Annotated in this window: 18 protein-coding genes; 7 read left to right on the top strand and 11 right to left on the bottom strand. The window is 34.3% G+C overall.

Features of this window, described 5'->3' with window-relative positions:
* A partial coding sequence (locus IOC57_RS24365; protein ID WP_207441114.1) for a helix-turn-helix domain-containing protein occupies positions 1-232 on the bottom strand: 232 nt, incomplete at its 3' end.
* Positions 233-707: 475 nt separating this feature from the next.
* Entirely contained in the window at positions 708-872 is a 165-nt protein-coding gene (locus IOC57_RS24360) for a hypothetical protein (RefSeq protein ID WP_207441113.1), read from the bottom strand.
* Positions 873-1329: 457 nt separating this feature from the next.
* Here IOC57_RS24360 and IOC57_RS24355 point away from each other — a divergent pair, with 457 nt between their 5' ends.
* A complete protein-coding gene (locus IOC57_RS24355) occupies positions 1330-1944 on the top strand; it encodes a hypothetical protein (RefSeq protein WP_207441112.1) in 615 nt (204 codons plus the stop codon).
* A 344-nt stretch (positions 1945-2288) separates the two neighbouring features.
* On the opposite strand, the gene IOC57_RS24350 is transcribed toward IOC57_RS24355, so the two are convergent.
* The 4 genes from IOC57_RS24350 to IOC57_RS24335 form a co-directional block, all read right to left on the bottom strand.
* Positions 2289-3104 (bottom strand): hypothetical protein, encoded by an 816-nt coding sequence (locus IOC57_RS24350; RefSeq protein ID WP_207441111.1) that lies wholly within the window; start codon positions 3102-3104, stop codon positions 2289-2291.
* 481 nt (positions 3105-3585) lie between these two features.
* A complete protein-coding gene (locus tag IOC57_RS24345; RefSeq protein WP_207441110.1) occupies positions 3586-4239 on the bottom strand; it encodes a hypothetical protein in 654 nt (217 codons plus the stop codon).
* Positions 4240-4325: 86 nt separating this feature from the next.
* A complete protein-coding gene (locus IOC57_RS24340) occupies positions 4326-4868 on the bottom strand; it encodes a hypothetical protein (RefSeq protein WP_207441109.1) in 543 nt (180 codons plus the stop codon).
* A gap of 360 nt (positions 4869-5228) precedes the next feature.
* Positions 5229-5843 (bottom strand): MerR family transcriptional regulator, encoded by a 615-nt coding sequence (locus IOC57_RS24335; RefSeq protein WP_286185164.1) that lies wholly within the window; start codon positions 5841-5843, stop codon positions 5229-5231.
* 309 nt (positions 5844-6152) lie between these two features.
* On the opposite strand from IOC57_RS24335, the gene IOC57_RS24330 reads away from it, so the two are divergent.
* The 4 genes from IOC57_RS24330 to IOC57_RS24315 all read left to right on the top strand — a co-directional run bounded on the left by IOC57_RS24330 (position 6153) and on the right by IOC57_RS24315 (position 8872).
* Positions 6153-6395, top strand: coding sequence for a hypothetical protein (locus IOC57_RS24330; protein WP_207441108.1), 243 nt, complete (start codon positions 6153-6155; stop codon positions 6393-6395).
* Between the two features lie 632 nt (positions 6396-7027).
* A complete protein-coding gene (locus IOC57_RS24325; RefSeq protein WP_207441107.1) occupies positions 7028-7339 on the top strand; it encodes a type II toxin-antitoxin system prevent-host-death family antitoxin in 312 nt (103 codons plus the stop codon).
* Positions 7339-8043: a hypothetical protein gene (locus IOC57_RS24320; RefSeq protein ID WP_207441106.1), complete on the top strand. Its 705-nt coding sequence runs from the start codon at positions 7339-7341 to the stop codon at positions 8041-8043. The genes IOC57_RS24325 and IOC57_RS24320 overlap by 1 nt, the downstream gene beginning before the upstream one ends.
* A gap of 259 nt (positions 8044-8302) precedes the next feature.
* On the top strand, positions 8303-8872 hold the full coding sequence (locus IOC57_RS24315; protein WP_207441115.1) for a tyrosine-type recombinase/integrase: 570 nt from the start codon (positions 8303-8305) through the stop codon (positions 8870-8872).
* Positions 8873-9229: 357 nt separating this feature from the next.
* Here the strand turns inward: IOC57_RS24315 and IOC57_RS24310 are convergent, their stop codons facing one another.
* Both IOC57_RS24310 and IOC57_RS24305 read right to left on the bottom strand, forming a co-directional pair.
* Positions 9230-9784 (bottom strand): hypothetical protein, encoded by a 555-nt coding sequence (locus tag IOC57_RS24310; RefSeq protein ID WP_207441105.1) that lies wholly within the window; start codon positions 9782-9784, stop codon positions 9230-9232.
* A gap of 42 nt (positions 9785-9826) precedes the next feature.
* Complete coding sequence (locus IOC57_RS24305) at positions 9827-10615, bottom strand: S8 family serine peptidase (protein ID WP_207441104.1); 789 nt, start codon at positions 10613-10615, stop codon at positions 9827-9829.
* A 181-nt stretch (positions 10616-10796) separates the two neighbouring features.
* Between IOC57_RS24305 and IOC57_RS24300 the strand changes: the two genes are divergently transcribed.
* Together IOC57_RS24300 and IOC57_RS24295 are read left to right on the top strand one after the other, a co-directional pair.
* Positions 10797-11018, top strand: a complete 222-nt coding sequence (locus tag IOC57_RS24300) for a hypothetical protein (RefSeq protein WP_207441103.1) — start codon at positions 10797-10799, stop codon at positions 11016-11018.
* Positions 11019-12340: 1322 nt separating this feature from the next.
* On the top strand, positions 12341-12955 hold the full coding sequence (locus tag IOC57_RS24295; protein WP_207441102.1) for a hypothetical protein: 615 nt from the start codon (positions 12341-12343) through the stop codon (positions 12953-12955).
* A 349-nt stretch (positions 12956-13304) separates the two neighbouring features.
* On the opposite strand, the gene IOC57_RS24290 is transcribed toward IOC57_RS24295, so the two are convergent.
* The 3 genes from IOC57_RS24290 to IOC57_RS24280 form a co-directional block, all read right to left on the bottom strand.
* On the bottom strand, positions 13305-13466 hold the full coding sequence (locus IOC57_RS24290; protein ID WP_207441101.1) for a hypothetical protein: 162 nt from the start codon (positions 13464-13466) through the stop codon (positions 13305-13307).
* 229 nt (positions 13467-13695) lie between these two features.
* Positions 13696-14226 (bottom strand): hypothetical protein, encoded by a 531-nt coding sequence (locus IOC57_RS24285; RefSeq protein ID WP_207441100.1) that lies wholly within the window; start codon positions 14224-14226, stop codon positions 13696-13698.
* A 17-nt stretch (positions 14227-14243) separates the two neighbouring features.
* Positions 14244-14712: C40 family peptidase (locus tag IOC57_RS24280; RefSeq protein ID WP_207441099.1), on the bottom strand; the 469-nt coding region annotated here is incomplete at its 5' end.

Below are 14712 nucleotides of genomic sequence, written 5' to 3'. Positions count from 1 at the left end.
TATTTTCCTCTTCGACACTAGAAAAATTCTTACGGTTCCATACACCACGTTGATCTTCAAAAGACTCATTATTCTGCACTTTCTTCACCCAACTGGCTATCTGTGCATCACTTTTAATACCAAAACGCTCACGAATCTGGCGATATGACCAACCTTCCTCCACTTTCAGACGAACCACTTCTCTCTTTAATTCTTCTGTATACGCTTGAAACGTTTGCCCCTTCTTTGCCATACAAAAATCCCCTCCAGATTGACAGTTAAGAACATTTTACCATGTTCTCTTTTTTCTCTGTCTACCTGAAGGGGATAATACCAACCTTCTCTTTAATTTTTCTTTTTTATTGGTATTTCCGACGAAACTTTGCGATATTGTTCGCAGTTACACCAAAATAGACCCTTTGGGAGCCAAAGGGTCTATCGTTTTTCACTTTTATTGTTTATGTATTATTTTATACAGCTAAAAAAGGATATGTTCTCTAAGTCCTCTCCCGGTATCGGCCCCACCTACGCCAGATACTATGACAGCCACACATGCCATCCAACCCATTTTCATTATAACAGAAAGCGCTTACATTTCCAATGATTACTAGAAAACAAATTTCGAATCCCTTATGATCATTGGACTTCTTATGTTTCGATTTAGTGTTGCATGGTTGTCCCTCTTAGTTTCTCTGCTTCAAATACGTAATCCGTTATCCTGTAGGTATTCAAGGAGATCCCCTTCTTAATGTTGTTTGTTCCATTAATCTAATTTCATGATACATAGTATCAGACAAGATTCCTTTTTCAATGTTCTTATTTATTTCAAAATAAACCCCAGCCAATAATCCTAACGTTAATTTAACGTAAAGGGAACTTTCTTCTTTCTCCATAAGTCACCTCCCAATTAGACAATACAAAAAACTAGCATACATTGAAAGATTTTAAACATAAATCAACAGCTTGATTTAGAGATAGCCGCCCCTGTTATCTATGAAAAAGAAACAGATTCTAGCCATAAGCTAGAAAATCACACAGGTATTTTAAGTGGCCTAAGAAGTCGAATAAGCACTTTTACACTACGACCTTACTTTTAATAAAAAACACCTTATAAGGTTAGCTAGGCAGTCCATGGACGGGGGAATTCATTTTCCTTTTTTAAAGGAATCGAAATCATATTAAAGAAACTAATTTTAGATCTAGAACATTTGAAAGACATTAGCTAAAACTGAACAGGGATTTATGGTGTGAGGGTATTAAGTAATTCTGTTCGAAATATCGGAGGGAATTCACACCAGAATGTAGAATAGGTGAATTAAGAGTGATATCAGTGTGAAGGGAATGTGAATCATGAAAATTAAGGAAATATTGGACGACCTATTGATAACAGGAAATACCATAGCCAAGATCGCAAAAGAGAAAGTTCGTATTGGTGAGAAGAAGTTAAAAGAAGCTTTACACAATGCTGGATACGAGTATCGAAACTCTGGGCAAAAGGGCTGGTACTATATAGGTGAAGGGGAAGAACCTCTTTATACATCAGTGTTTGAGTTCATCAAATCAAATAATAGTCACCCTAAGGTGAAACAGATTACACCTATACGTGCATTCAACGTGAATCAAAGTTCACACGACACGAAAAAGGGTTCACATCCTATTCCCCTCAACGTGAATAGCGCACGAACTCAAGATAAAAGTTCGATTCACACGGAATTCACACCAGAAGAAAGAGCGATTCTTAGAGATTTAATAAGAGGATATGTTCTTAACGACCAGCAAGATAGTCATGGCGATGACTTGTATCAAAGGGTAGTGACTTTAGAAAAAGGCAAAAAGGTACGGAAGACGATTGTCATAAATGAGGAAGTTGGGGCTTTGCTGGATAGCTTCGCAGACCAACAGAAATTCAATAAATCCAATCTTATTGAAATCGCTATCCTCGATTTGGTTAAAAAGTACAAATAAGCGCCCTTCTACAATACATGCTACTACTTTCTTAGAACACTTGGGGCATGTCAGTATCTCCACCTTATCTTCCATAACAGAAAAACGAGAAACTACTCCAAATAGTGTTGGACAAAGTATAGACACCTTCTATAATCTACAAGGCGCCAATATTGATATATAAGGTTCTTAAAACCCTTTAAAAGGCCCATTTTGCCGTTTTTATCTTTTATTAGTTTTTTAATACTCGAAAAAAATTAAAACACCTGTAAAGGCCGTTTAAATTGTTCTACCTTTATAAAAGCGTACAACAAGGCATGTAAAACACGCAAAAAATATGTACTGGTGGCTTATTATTGAGATTATTAATTACTGGTTGAAAAAACGTCTAAAGGAAGCTCCGAATATGTCCGATCCATGAGCCTCTTAAAAGTACCTGTGAAATAACGAACCAGATTGGTTTTTACTTTTCCTCGTTTATAGCCTCTAATGGATTGTTTAAAGGCGTTTATAGCCGTATATGTAATGGTTTCTTGTTCAACTATGTGTGAAATGGCTTTTGTATCAAGGAAAACACTTTTCCAAAAATCTTCAATCATGGCTGCATGATCAAAGAAAGGCTTAACAGCCTGGACAAATTCTTTAGGAACATAAGAAGCCGTAAAAGTAGAATCTAAATTAACATCCTTACGTATATTTAAGTTCTTTTTCTTGCTAGTTTCTAAAAGATTACTAGTTTCCCTTTCAAAGTTGGAGGATTCAGCCTTACTGCAGCAAGGCTTCTCTTGATTCTCGCAATACGTCAATTTTCTCTTTTTTAATACATCAATTGTGTTGAAAATATAGACATTATGCCCTTTGCCACCTTTAGGTTTCTTCGTATTTACGATGGATACGATACCTAAATCTCTTGCTTTTCTTAGCATCCGTTCAAAAGTGGATCTGCTTACCCCAAACCCATTCAATTTTTCATTGATGGCTTTTACTAGCGTTCCGATCTTGGCGTTGGCTACACCTGCATATTTTGCGGAGAATCGGACCAGGCGTTTGAACGCGACGAGTTCTCCTTTAGTGAAATCTTTTTTATGTTCGGCTAGGAACATTTCAATCGTGTTGTTAAATTCCTTTATGCTGCTAAACTTGCTGTAGTCTTTAAAATTTTCAATTCTTCCTGACAACATGCTATTTCCTCCTTAGAGGACAATAAAAAAGACACTGATCCCGATAAAGATTAAGGGAAACAGCGTCTTTTTTATTGTGTCTAAATAGAAAGAAACAATATTTTTTCCTTGAAACTGAAAGCAATATACACTAAAATAGGTGATATAACTTTATTAGTAACAAAGAACTTCGACAAGTGTTTTCCCTAGGGCTATTAGGGGGAACGGTTTAAGGGTGTACCACCACCACTTAGACACGTTGGAGTTCTTTTTTTCGTCCGTTTTTTGTTATGGTTAATTATCCAACAATTGCTACCAAAAAACAAGTAAATTTGATAGTTTATGAGTCAGTACATTAACTCAAAAGCAAAAGGTGCCTTCTTCGTCCGGAATTGAGACATAAAAAAGATCATCTAGCATCATTTATGATGCTAGATGATCCAAATAGACGATTTAAGCTAAAAAATAAAGTCAAAGAAACCTTATTTTTTAGCTTATTTAATTAATTAGTATATGTATAGCCACTATTATTCCAGTATGCATAGTGACTACTAGTAGTAGAAGCTGAAGCACTACCAGACCAAATTTTCCCTCCAGCTGTTACTGTACCACTTATTGTAGTTGTCCCATTATTATAAAAATCTCCATTGATATAATAAAATATTTTAGATTTGGATTGAATTTCTGCTTTTAATTTTCCAGCAAATTGTTTTGACGTGCTACCAGTAATATGTTTACGATCAATATCATAATCATACATTTTATCAAATTGCCAGAAGGATCCACTTCCAGACATCCATACGAAAAGTTGAACTGCTGGTTTATAAGTGGATTTTACACTTTGACGAATTTTAATTTCATGTAAAGTCGTAGAAGCAGCTGCTGCTAATGATCTTGATTGAGTGTTATTCATAGTGGAATTAACTTTTTTAGCTTGGGCTATAGAAATTTTTTCATTAGAAGCAATTCTTTCTAATGTTTCTTCATAAGACAATTCTCTAATAGTAGCTTTTCCTTCTTTTTCAAGTTTATCAATTGTTTTCAAATCAATAACTCCCATTTGCTCATTTCCTGAGGCTGAAGAAGAAGATGGAGTTGCAGCAAAAATACTAAGTAATAAAGTAAAAGCTAACAAAAATGCAGAAAATTTTTTCATATGTATATCCCCCTTAGTTTATCAAACAATATAATGATATAACAATTTTACGGGAATATATAGTAATTTTTAAAATATTATCCAATTCATCTATTGATTTCCTCGATTATTTCGAATAATTGTATAAATATGTTTTCTTTATCAGATTTATTTTTATTATCTGGTAAATGCAACACCCATTTAACTCTTTCTTTTTCTTTATTTACATAACCTCTAATATAGGCAGAGCTATTAATTTTAGAACTTTCTAAAGTAACTCCTTTTTCTAAAAATGCATCATCACTTATTCCTTTAGCTTCATAAAAAAATACAGGATATTTTACCTTATTGAAATATTCAACAAACTGATCTTTATCAGCTTCTGAGAAAGCTTCATTAGTTATAATTAAAGCATCAAAATTTTCTTCCTGATTATTTACTAAGTCATCTAATTCTCTGTTTTGATAAGAAATATTTGAAAATTCAGGTAACTTCTCCTCATTACCTACTACACCAATTTTTAATGAAGCACCCTCATAATTATTTGTAGTACCTACCTCCTGTTTTTCTTTACCTTCACTATTTTTCACGCACCCACTGATTATTAAGATGGATAACAACAAAAATATTAAGCTTAATTTTTTAAACATCAAAACCCTCCTTAATAACAAATATTAGAAATATTGAAATATTGTAACATACAATATCGTTGATATTGTAAAAAACTGAATATAGGTTAAAAATTCTGATAGTGATGTCGTGAATAGGATAAAGTCTTTTGTCGTGAGTCTAGTTTACAAAAAGCCCCTTACCGGAAGTTCTAGCATTAAAAAAAGGTAATTCAGCTGAATTACCTTTTTTTACGTTATAGAAAACCTTTAAAGAGAAAATCTACATCAAAATGATGGTAGATTTTCAAAATACCTTTTCCATCTGTGTTTTCCACTCCCGAAGCTTATATTAGTACCTCTGTGGGGATTGCAGTTGGTGGCTTCCCTGAGTTTCTTTATTCACTTTCCGAAAAGTCGAGCAAAAAAGCCCTTTTTTTGTTTATCCGGGTTTTCGTTGGCAGCTGCTATTAATTGTTTAGCTTCCTTTGCTGCCCTATTGGATTCATCCAGTTCTTTATCGCGTTCTATACTTCCCCTAATGCTAGATACTTCCCCTTTTATTTGCTGGATACCTGGAATAACAAACTCTTTATTAAAAGTTTCCTGGTTATCCAGCTGTTCTTTCATTTGTTTATTTTCTTCCCTAAGTGCCGCCATTTCTTCACGCATGGCTTTTAATTCTTCCGCGATCAATTCCCCGGCTTTTTTTTCAGGTTCCGGCTTGAATGATTCTCCACCAGTAGCAAAATAATGTTCAATTTGCTTCATGGACCAATTTTGTTCACGGTGAAGGGCTTGTATTTCTTTGAAGCGTTCTATTCCTTCACGCTTATAAATGTTATAGCCGTTACCTTTGTTGCTCTTTTCATGAGGAATATATTGGCGTAGTTCCTTAAACCAGTTTCTAATGACGTTTGGGGTTTCATCTATAAAGCTTGCTACCTCTTTTACGGTAAAACCTTTATCCAAGTTTTCAGATTGCTTTTCATCACCTGGATTTTCACTTTTATTCAAGTTTCCTACCACCTTTCTAATATAGATCTAAACATGGGTAAGTTGGATAAATAGGTTGGATAAGTAAATTTACAAATGATTTTAACTATCTCTAAGAGCTATATATTTATTAATTACTCATGAGCCTGGTTAAATCCTGCCATGAATCTAAGTATAAATGAAAAATCCATGTTTTCATAAGTAAAAATGAATGCCTACAAGTTAGAAGTTCTTTTTATAAAAACGGTCCCTAAACAAATAGTGAAACCTTTCCAATTTCACGGTTAAGAAACTATAAATAAACTAAAAAATAATACTGGAGGTAATAGAATGGAAAGCTCTTATTTTTCTATTGGAAAAATGAGTCGGGAGTCGGGAGATTATATCGTTTATGAATGGAAAGATGGTGTACCCGAAAAAATATTTGAGAATTCCGGAAAACATTATAGAGGATTGAAAAAAGATAGACAAAAGATTGGTGAACATTTACAGAAAAGTGGACATACAATTGATAAGGTATTTGGACATCAATGTATCATTCATACAAGAAAAAAATCCACCGCAGTCAGATGAATGGACTGTTGGAAGATATTTAATTGGTGTATAAAGTTTTTTATTTTTTAAAAATTACTATGGTTAAAATTACTAAAAATGTAATATAATTAAGATACGAGACTTGAATGGGAATTATTCTCTGCGAATTTTTAGTTCATCAGTTGTTAGGATGGGCGAATATTTCAGCGAGACATGTACAAAAGTTTTCTTGCTTTAAAGCAATTCCCACTTGAACCATTGAGAAAAGAAGAATATGAGGATGATGCAAGAAAACTAATTTTAGTTTTGAAAGGGCAAATTCATGCTATTAAATATGTTGAGGAATACCGGGTTTTCCCACATATACAAAAGGTTATAAAACTATATGAAAGTGTTTATATGTAATTACATTGAATTAAAAACAAATCAATAACAGGAAAGAGCCCATTTTTGTGGGCTCTTTTTTTGACCTATAGTAATTTATTTTCTGCCATCATCCTTTCTAAATATTCTGCTGAAACAGCATGAGTTGTTTGGTGTAATGTGAGGGTCGATGCCAAAATTAGAATTATACATCAAACATTACATTAGATTTTATGTAATATTTGATGTATAATTCTAATAATTGTTGTCATAATATATGGAAGGAGTGAAAAAAGGTGGCGGTTATAATGGATAAACCAGCATTTACTATTGATCAAATAATAAAAGCCTCTGATTTAGTAAGAAAATTCAGTGAAATTAGGAAAAAGGCAAAAGATACCCCTTACTTTATTACAGACAATGGGAATGTCGAAACTGTTTTATTGAGTTATGATAAATACGAAGAGTTATACCAAACATTTCTTATGTTTAAAGAAATGGAAAAGCGTATGGAAGAATTAGAACAGCAAATAACAGACTACCGAATGGAAAGATCTGAAAAAAACCCAGATGAGTTAATAGACTGGCGTTCTATCCGGCGTACTGCTAATAAAGATTGATGAAAAATAACTTTATTATAAAAATGGATCCGGATGCTCATCGTGAGTATAATAAATTAGATAATTCAATTATCGAAGAAGTCGATAAAGCACTTGAGAGTTTAGAACAGCGTGCAGATAAAGTTGGAAAGATCTTGGGGAAGAAACGCCAGATTGATTTAACAGGATCTAAAGAAAAAAAACTTAGAGGACCAGGAGTTCGAATCATTTACACAATAACTAATGAATTTGTGGAAGTATTACGTATTGTAGTGATTCTTACTGTAGCTTATAAAAAAGATGATACAACAGTTTATAAAAATGCTAAACAAAGGCTTAGTCTATACAGAAAAGAAGAAGAAGCTGATAATACTGGTCAACTTACTTCATGGTCTTCGAAGATAACAAAGGTATCGGAAGCATCTGAATTGGGTGAAACCGGTACCTATTTGTACTATACAAAAGAAGAGTTTAGTAACAATCAATATGAATTAAGGCACGAAGTGATGGATAACATTTTTGGAAAAGGATCTAGTATGGATGAGGCACTCGAAGATCTTGGAACAAAGTTGTTAGATTACGCAAATGAATATATTTCTAATTTTGATGAATATTATAAAGTTTTAGAAACTTCGTCACATTTTCGATATGTTATAACAATTATTGAATTAGCTGGCGATGAATTAAAATCACATAAAATAGTTGAACGTCTTTGTGAAAGATAGTTAGAACTTTATTTACTAAGGCCTCCGTATATACGGAAGGTCTTTTTTGATTCATTGATTATATTAAATTCTTTAATTATGATCTTTTTCAAGAGTTAACAGCCTTTCGTTTGAATGTATGATAATATAAATTATCGTACATTTGAATCACTGATTTTATTGACTTTTTTCGTTTTTTCTCTTTATACTAATAAAAGAGAAAAAATCGTACATTCAAATCATTGGTACATAAGGGTTGAATAAGGGAAGGTCGATGATGATGACACAACCAAAAGATGTGCAGCCGATCCGGGATCAGCAGCAGTTAGAAGATATGAAATGGGCGCTGAAGCGCCATTGTTCGGAACGTGATTACATCCTGTTTGTTGTAGGCTGCGAGACAGGCCTACGTGTCGGGGACCTACTTAAGCTCACCACGAAGCAGATCCTGGACCTTAAAAGCAAACAACACAAGATTCTCCGGGTCAAGGAAGGCAAAACGCAAAAAATCCGCGACATGTATATCGCGAATTGCTTCGAAGAGGTCCTTGCGTACGCCCAAAGCGTCTCGAGTCCCTATTTATTCCCGTCTAGGAAGGGAGAACGCCCCATTACCCCTACCCAGGCCTACCGGCAGCTAAATAAGGCCGCAGAGTTCGCTGGGGTGGAACATGTCGGCAACCATACTTTAAGAAAAACTTTTGGTTATTGGTTTTACAAAGCGACCAAGGATATTGCCATGCTGCAACAGATCCTGCACCATTCTCATCCATCCGTTACCCTTCGTTATATCGGCATTACGGAAGAAGAAACGAACAACGTATTAAAACATTTTAGCGTTTTTCACTAGTCCATCTTCTTTATTTTCTTCAAGTAATTTTATTTATTTCGATGCATTAAGAACGTTACTTTAAGAGAAAAACATCCGTTCACTAGGGGCCATAACGGGGACATTATCTATTTTTAAACGATATCATAAAAAACACTAGGCTTTGCCTAGGATATCACCTAGGGAGATATCAGTTTTTCCTTATTCTCTTCTTTTCAGAATTTCTTTGCCTTGCCCTTTTTCAAGAAAAGTTCAAGGATCAGATAGATAATTTTCAAAAGATGTACAAAACAAAAGGTACACAAACAACAGTACAGATCTTATGAATCAAAATAAGACCTTGCCCCTTTAAAAAGAAGTAAGGTCTTATTTTGATCTTTATCTTTTTTTACATTCGAATTTGTATCCATTTGCTGATTTAGCTGCACCACTGTTGGTTGTTCCATTTACTCCTGAACTATCACGGCTATCAACTACCGGATATCCTTTATTAGCATAACACTTATTAATTAAATTCTGTTTTTCTTTATGATTGAAGTAAAGAGCTGTAAAAATTAATGCACCTGTTGCTAAAAGGGCAATAATAATTACTGGTACAAACCAAACAATATTTGCGTGAGCTAAATCTGAATCAATTTTCACTTCTTCTAAAGAATAACCGTTCGCTACAAGAATCTGATCAATGTCTTCATCAGTTAGTGATTTTAAAAATTTCTTTACTTCTTTAATTTCTTTCTTTTCTATGTTTGAATTTGCAGATAAAGCCTCTTTTTCATTTAATACAATTTCATGATTTTTGACTGAATAGTATGTAGAATTTGCAATAGCTTCGTTTTTGCTTCCTGATTCTTGAGCGTTTGTAACTGGAGTTAATAAACTACTAAAAATAAGTGCAAAAACTAATAGACCTGTAATGAATTTGAGATTTTTCATTGCTTTCTCCCTTTCTCTTTCGAGATTTTTTATTGTCTGACCTTATTCATTGTATATTAATCTCTTAAAATTTCTACCATTATTTTCAATAATTTCAAATTTTAAATCATTTTTCTTTAATTCACCTTCCGTAAAGTGACTCATTAATTCTCCTACAAAGTAAGCAGCTGCTATTGAAGAACCACTTTCTTTAACTTCATTTCCTTTGTTATCTAAAGTCTTAATATCAACACCTGGTGCAATGAAGTCTATTTTTCCAGTTGAAGAAAAAGAAAATAAATTATTATCGCTGTCTGCTGCAGCAATTGAAAGTATTTCTTCATATTTAGCAGGATAATCGGTATCAGTGGATAGAGTGTCTCCACTAGCAGCAACAACAATTATATTTTCATCTACAGCTCTGTTAACACAATTATGTAAAATTTCACTATCATTATTAAAACCTAAACTCATAGATATAATATCAACGTTAAACTCAATTGCTTTATCTATCCCGTTGCAAACATTTTCAATTGAACCTAAGCCTTTGTTATTTAGTACTTGAATATCATAATATTGGACTTTTTGATTTTCAGGAGCTACGTTGCGTATAATATTATAAATCTTTGTTCCATGATTAAATAAATCGTTTGTTTCTTCAGTATTCGTAAAAGTATTATATTTTTTATGAATTAACTCATCTTCAGTGATTCCACTATCCAGAATTGCTATTTTAACATTTGAATAAACGATACTGTCTTTAACTAAAAAATCATAAAATAGAATAGATAATAAAAATAAGCCTAAAAAAGAGGCAGATACAATTAAAAAAGTTTTTTTTTGATTTTTCATTAAAAATGCTCCTAGTTCTTTTATATTTTGTTTTAAACAAAAAAAGTTGAAAAGAAAGTCTAAATGATTAGAACGCCCTTCAACCAAATAAATGAATCTATTCCATTTAACCCCTAAATAGTATAATGTAAGAATAAAGGGATTTAAACTTATTTCAAAATTATAAGGAGGAAACATCACAATGTTTTCTAAAATATCTATATCAGGAGGACAATTAATACTTTTAATAATGTTATTAATTATTGTTTTGACTTTAACATTAACGGTTGTTCAAAGTCATTTTAATTCTTCTGAGATAAATTTATTAGTAGAAAAAGCAGAAGAACATAATCTTGAATATGAATTAGTAATTCATAACCAATTTACTAACTCATATAGTTTTGATGTTTCAAAAGTAGAATAAGGATAAATAAGAAAAGTCGATTTACTTAAAAATCGACTTTTCTTGGTTGTAATACGATTTTTTATAGGTATTAAAAAGGCTTCGAATCGAAGATCCTGCAACATGACAATATCCTTCGTGGCTTTGTAAAACCAATAGCCAAACGTTTTCGTAAGGCAAACAACGTATTGAAACAATTTAGCATTTTTCACTAATTCAACTTCTTTATTTTCTTCAAGTAGTTCTCTTCTCTTTTTTTCACTCTTCCCAGAACTTCAAAGCATTTTTATCATCGGTATAAACAGTTACGTGTTTTGTTTAGTTAAGTGTTGATAAGGTTCGCCTTCACCAGTTTAGTTTACGAAGCTCTTCGTGCTGTTTTTCGACCCGATTTAAGAGCTCATTAACTTCAAGAAAATCAGCTTTTTCTTTATTCATATTTCCCCTCCTTTTTCATCTTTTTATAGAAATCCATCTAACTTTATTTTTGAAAATTATCTATCTGATCCTTGAACTTTTCTTTAAAAAGGGCAAGGCAAAGAAATTTTGAAAAGAAGAGAAGAAGAAAAGAGCATAAGGAAAAACTGTCCCCAACTACGTTGTGGTCCTAGGCAAAGCCTAGTGTTTTTGTGGGGACATGAAAAATCCATCAATGTCCCCTTTACGTCCCCTTTTTTAGAGGTGATGTCCCCTTTGTGTCCCCTAACAAAACCATCAATGTCCCTTTCATGTCCCCCTATTTTATTAATTGTTATTTAAAAAAGAGAAGGAAACCTTCTCTTTAATTTTACTTTACCGACGAAACTTAGCCATTTTGTTCGCAGTTACACCAAAATAAACCACTTGGGATCCAAGAGGTTTATCGTCTTTCACTTTTATGGTTTATGTATGGTTTTATTCAGCTAAAAAAGGATATTTTCTCTAAGTCCTCTTCCGGTATCGGCCCCGCCTACGCCAGATACTATGACAGCCACACATGCTATCCAACCCATTTTGATTATAACAGAAAGCGCTTACATTTCCGAGGATTAATAGAAAACAATTGGACTCTTATTCTACGATTTCGTGTTACATGGTTGTTCATCTTAGTAGTTTCTCCAGAAGGTTAGCTATGCAGTCTATTGCCGGGGGGGGGGGATTCATTTTCTTTTTTTAAAGGAATCGAGATCACATTAAAGAAACTAATTTTAGATCTAGAACATTTGAAAGATATCGGCTAGAACTGAACAGGGATTTATGGTGTGAGGGTATTGGTAATTCCGTTCGAAATATCGAAGGGAATTCACACCAGAATGTAGAATAGGTGAATTAAGAGTGATATCAGTGTGAAGGGAATGTGAATCATGAAAATCAAGGAAATATTGGACGACCTATTGATAACCGGAAATACCATAGCCAAGATCTCAAAAGAGAAAGTTCATATTGGTGAGAAGAAGTTAAAAGAAGCTTTACACAATGCTGGATACGAGTATCGAAACTCTGGTCAAAAGGGCTGGTACTATATAGGTGAAGGGGAAGAACCCCTTTATACATCAGTGTTTGAGTTCATCAAATCAAATAATAGTCACCCTAAGGTGAAACAGACTACACCTATACATGCATTCAATGTGAATCAAAGTTCACACGACTTGAAAAAGGATTCACATCCTATTCCCCTCGATGTGAATAGCGCACGAACTCAAGATAAAAGTTCGATTCACACGGAATTCACACCAGAAGAAAGAGCGATTCTTAGAGATTTAATAAGAGGATATGTTCTTAACGACCAGCAAGATAGTCATGACGATGACTTGTATCAAAGGGTAGTGACTTTAGAAAAAGGCAAAAAGGTACGGAAGACGATTGTCATAAATGAGGAGGTTGGTGCTTTGCTGGATAGCTTCGCAGACCAACAGAAATTCAATAAATCCGATCTTATTGAAATTGCTATCCTCGATTTGGTTAAAAAGTACAAATAAAAGCCCTTCTCCAATACATGCTGCTACTTTCTTAGAATACTTGGGGCATCGATGGTTTTCTTTTTCTTTATTCTACCTGATTTCAATAGAATTAGAAAAAGACAGCCGGGGATGGCTGCCTTTTCGGGTGAGGGAGGGAAGTAATGATAGGTAAAGAAATTACTCGTGTGGTTTTATATAAGAAAGGAAAAGGATCATATAGCCGGAGAAAAATAAAAGAAGAACTATTGAAAGTTAAGTTTCTTTTTTATGTTTTTCGTATATTTATGTTATAATGTGGAATATATAAAAAAGACGAGATGCGCTAACATCTCGCCTTAGTAACCAATCCAAAGTGGGTCGGTTGCTCCTAAATTTTGCGCTTATTAGAAGGCCGCCCGTGCTTTTTGGACAGAGAACGGGTGGTTTTCTTTTTGACTTTTTTAGCAGGAAGCAAGCTAAATAAATAAACAACTGTCGAATTGGCAACTGTTTTAGCCACTTCCACTAGTACGTCTTTTAGAATATCCATTGCGGTCACCTCCCTTCACTCTTAGATATAAGAGATAGGGTTAGGGCAACCTCCCACCCGGCCAGTTACATACGGTAATTATACCATATTTATGTAGAAACGAGGCGGATGTTTGCTAAAACTTACATAATAATGGTTCATATACACACACATACTAATTCAATTACCAAGTCTCTAATAATATGAAATGTAGGTGTAAATGTAATAGGAAAACTCAAACAAACTTTTTTTAATGTCCAGTTAATTGACCAATGAACTCAACATCATCAACCTTCCATCCTTGCTCTTTCACAAAAATGAGCGAAGTTTTAACGATAACCGTGTCGGTTACAGCCACATTGTTAAATTCCGTAGTAAGTTTAAATTCATTAAAAAATTCAGCTTCCGTTTTAGAGGTCTGATATTCAAATGGCTTCAGGCCCACCATGGACGACTTCACCGATTCTTCCGAATCTGGAAGTTCTGTTCCGGAAGGATGGGTCGCTTTGAATCCTTGATCGGTCATGAATGGTTCAACTTTTTTATACCGTTCGGCAGTAGTTTGATAGGTAAAAAAACTCTCCAGAAACTGGCGGTTCACCTTTAAAGCATCCGTGTTTTGGATGGAGGATAGGGACTGAATCTGCTCTTCATAGTTCCCCTGGTTGGCTCTGACTTCCTGTAGCTGTGAACGCAAACTGAAAACGTACATAATAATCAAAGCAGCAATGATGAATACTATCATTAAAAGCAAGAAATTTTTCTTTTGGGTTGGCTCCATGCCCTGCACCTCCATTTCTAGATCCGTCTAAAACCTAGGAAGGGATATAAGTTTTTCCATTCTTCAACGGACGAATAAGACGTTCCACCACTGCTATTGGCATTGATAAATTGACCATTCCCCACATACATGCCAACGTGCGAAGCCCCTGGCTTATAGGTGGAGAAAAAAACGAAGTCACCCGGCTTTATATGTTCCTCTGAAACCGGCTTTGTTTTGTTGTACTGCGATTGAGCTGTCCCGTACATATCCACGCCGACCTGTGCAAACGCATATTCCAACAGCCCACTGCAGTCAAACCCTCCTGCTGCTGGTGTCCTGCCTCCCCATACATAGGGTCTGCCGAGGTACTGTTTCATGATGTTATGAACTTCCTCTACATCAAAAGATTGCGAACCGTCCCCCATGACAACCACGCTTCCATTTCCAACCTTGTAATATTGCATGACATGGTCCACATAATTCACATCACCGTAACGGCTCCAC

Origin of the sequence: Bacillus sp. SD075 (assembly GCF_017355165.1) — a bacterium.
GTDB lineage: Bacteria > Bacillota > Bacilli > Bacillales > DSM-1321 > Peribacillus.
Note: the sequence above shows the minus strand (reverse complement) of the source record. Positions and strands in the feature narration are given on the sequence as shown.

Excerpts from the sequence above, each read along its gene's own strand:
- IOC57_RS24360 (WP_207441113.1), bottom strand. The coding sequence starts at position 872 with ATGGAGAAAGAAGAAAGTTCCCTTTACGTTAAATTAACGTTAGGATTA.
- IOC57_RS24355 (WP_207441112.1), top strand. The coding sequence starts at position 1,330 with ATGAAAATTAAGGAAATATTGGACGACCTATTGATAACAGGAAATACC.
- IOC57_RS24350 (WP_207441111.1), bottom strand. The coding sequence starts at position 3,104 with ATGTTGTCAGGAAGAATTGAAAATTTTAAAGACTACAGCAAGTTTAGC.
- IOC57_RS24345 (WP_207441110.1), bottom strand. The coding sequence starts at position 4,239 with ATGAAAAAATTTTCTGCATTTTTGTTAGCTTTTACTTTATTACTTAGT.
- IOC57_RS24340 (WP_207441109.1), bottom strand. The coding sequence starts at position 4,868 with ATGTTTAAAAAATTAAGCTTAATATTTTTGTTGTTATCCATCTTAATA.
- IOC57_RS24330 (WP_207441108.1), top strand. The coding sequence starts at position 6,153 with ATGGAAAGCTCTTATTTTTCTATTGGAAAAATGAGTCGGGAGTCGGGA.
- IOC57_RS24325 (WP_207441107.1), top strand. The coding sequence starts at position 7,028 with ATGGATAAACCAGCATTTACTATTGATCAAATAATAAAAGCCTCTGAT.
- IOC57_RS24320 (WP_207441106.1), top strand. The coding sequence starts at position 7,339 with ATGAAAAATAACTTTATTATAAAAATGGATCCGGATGCTCATCGTGAG.
- IOC57_RS24315 (WP_207441115.1), top strand. The coding sequence starts at position 8,303 with ATGACACAACCAAAAGATGTGCAGCCGATCCGGGATCAGCAGCAGTTA.
- IOC57_RS24310 (WP_207441105.1), bottom strand. The coding sequence starts at position 9,784 with ATGAAAAATCTCAAATTCATTACAGGTCTATTAGTTTTTGCACTTATT.
- IOC57_RS24305 (WP_207441104.1), bottom strand. The coding sequence starts at position 10,615 with ATGAAAAATCAAAAAAAAACTTTTTTAATTGTATCTGCCTCTTTTTTA.
- IOC57_RS24300 (WP_207441103.1), top strand. The coding sequence starts at position 10,797 with ATGTTTTCTAAAATATCTATATCAGGAGGACAATTAATACTTTTAATA.
- IOC57_RS24295 (WP_207441102.1), top strand. The coding sequence starts at position 12,341 with ATGAAAATCAAGGAAATATTGGACGACCTATTGATAACCGGAAATACC.
- IOC57_RS24290 (WP_207441101.1), bottom strand. The coding sequence starts at position 13,466 with ATGGATATTCTAAAAGACGTACTAGTGGAAGTGGCTAAAACAGTTGCC.
- IOC57_RS24285 (WP_207441100.1), bottom strand. The coding sequence starts at position 14,226 with ATGGAGCCAACCCAAAAGAAAAATTTCTTGCTTTTAATGATAGTATTC.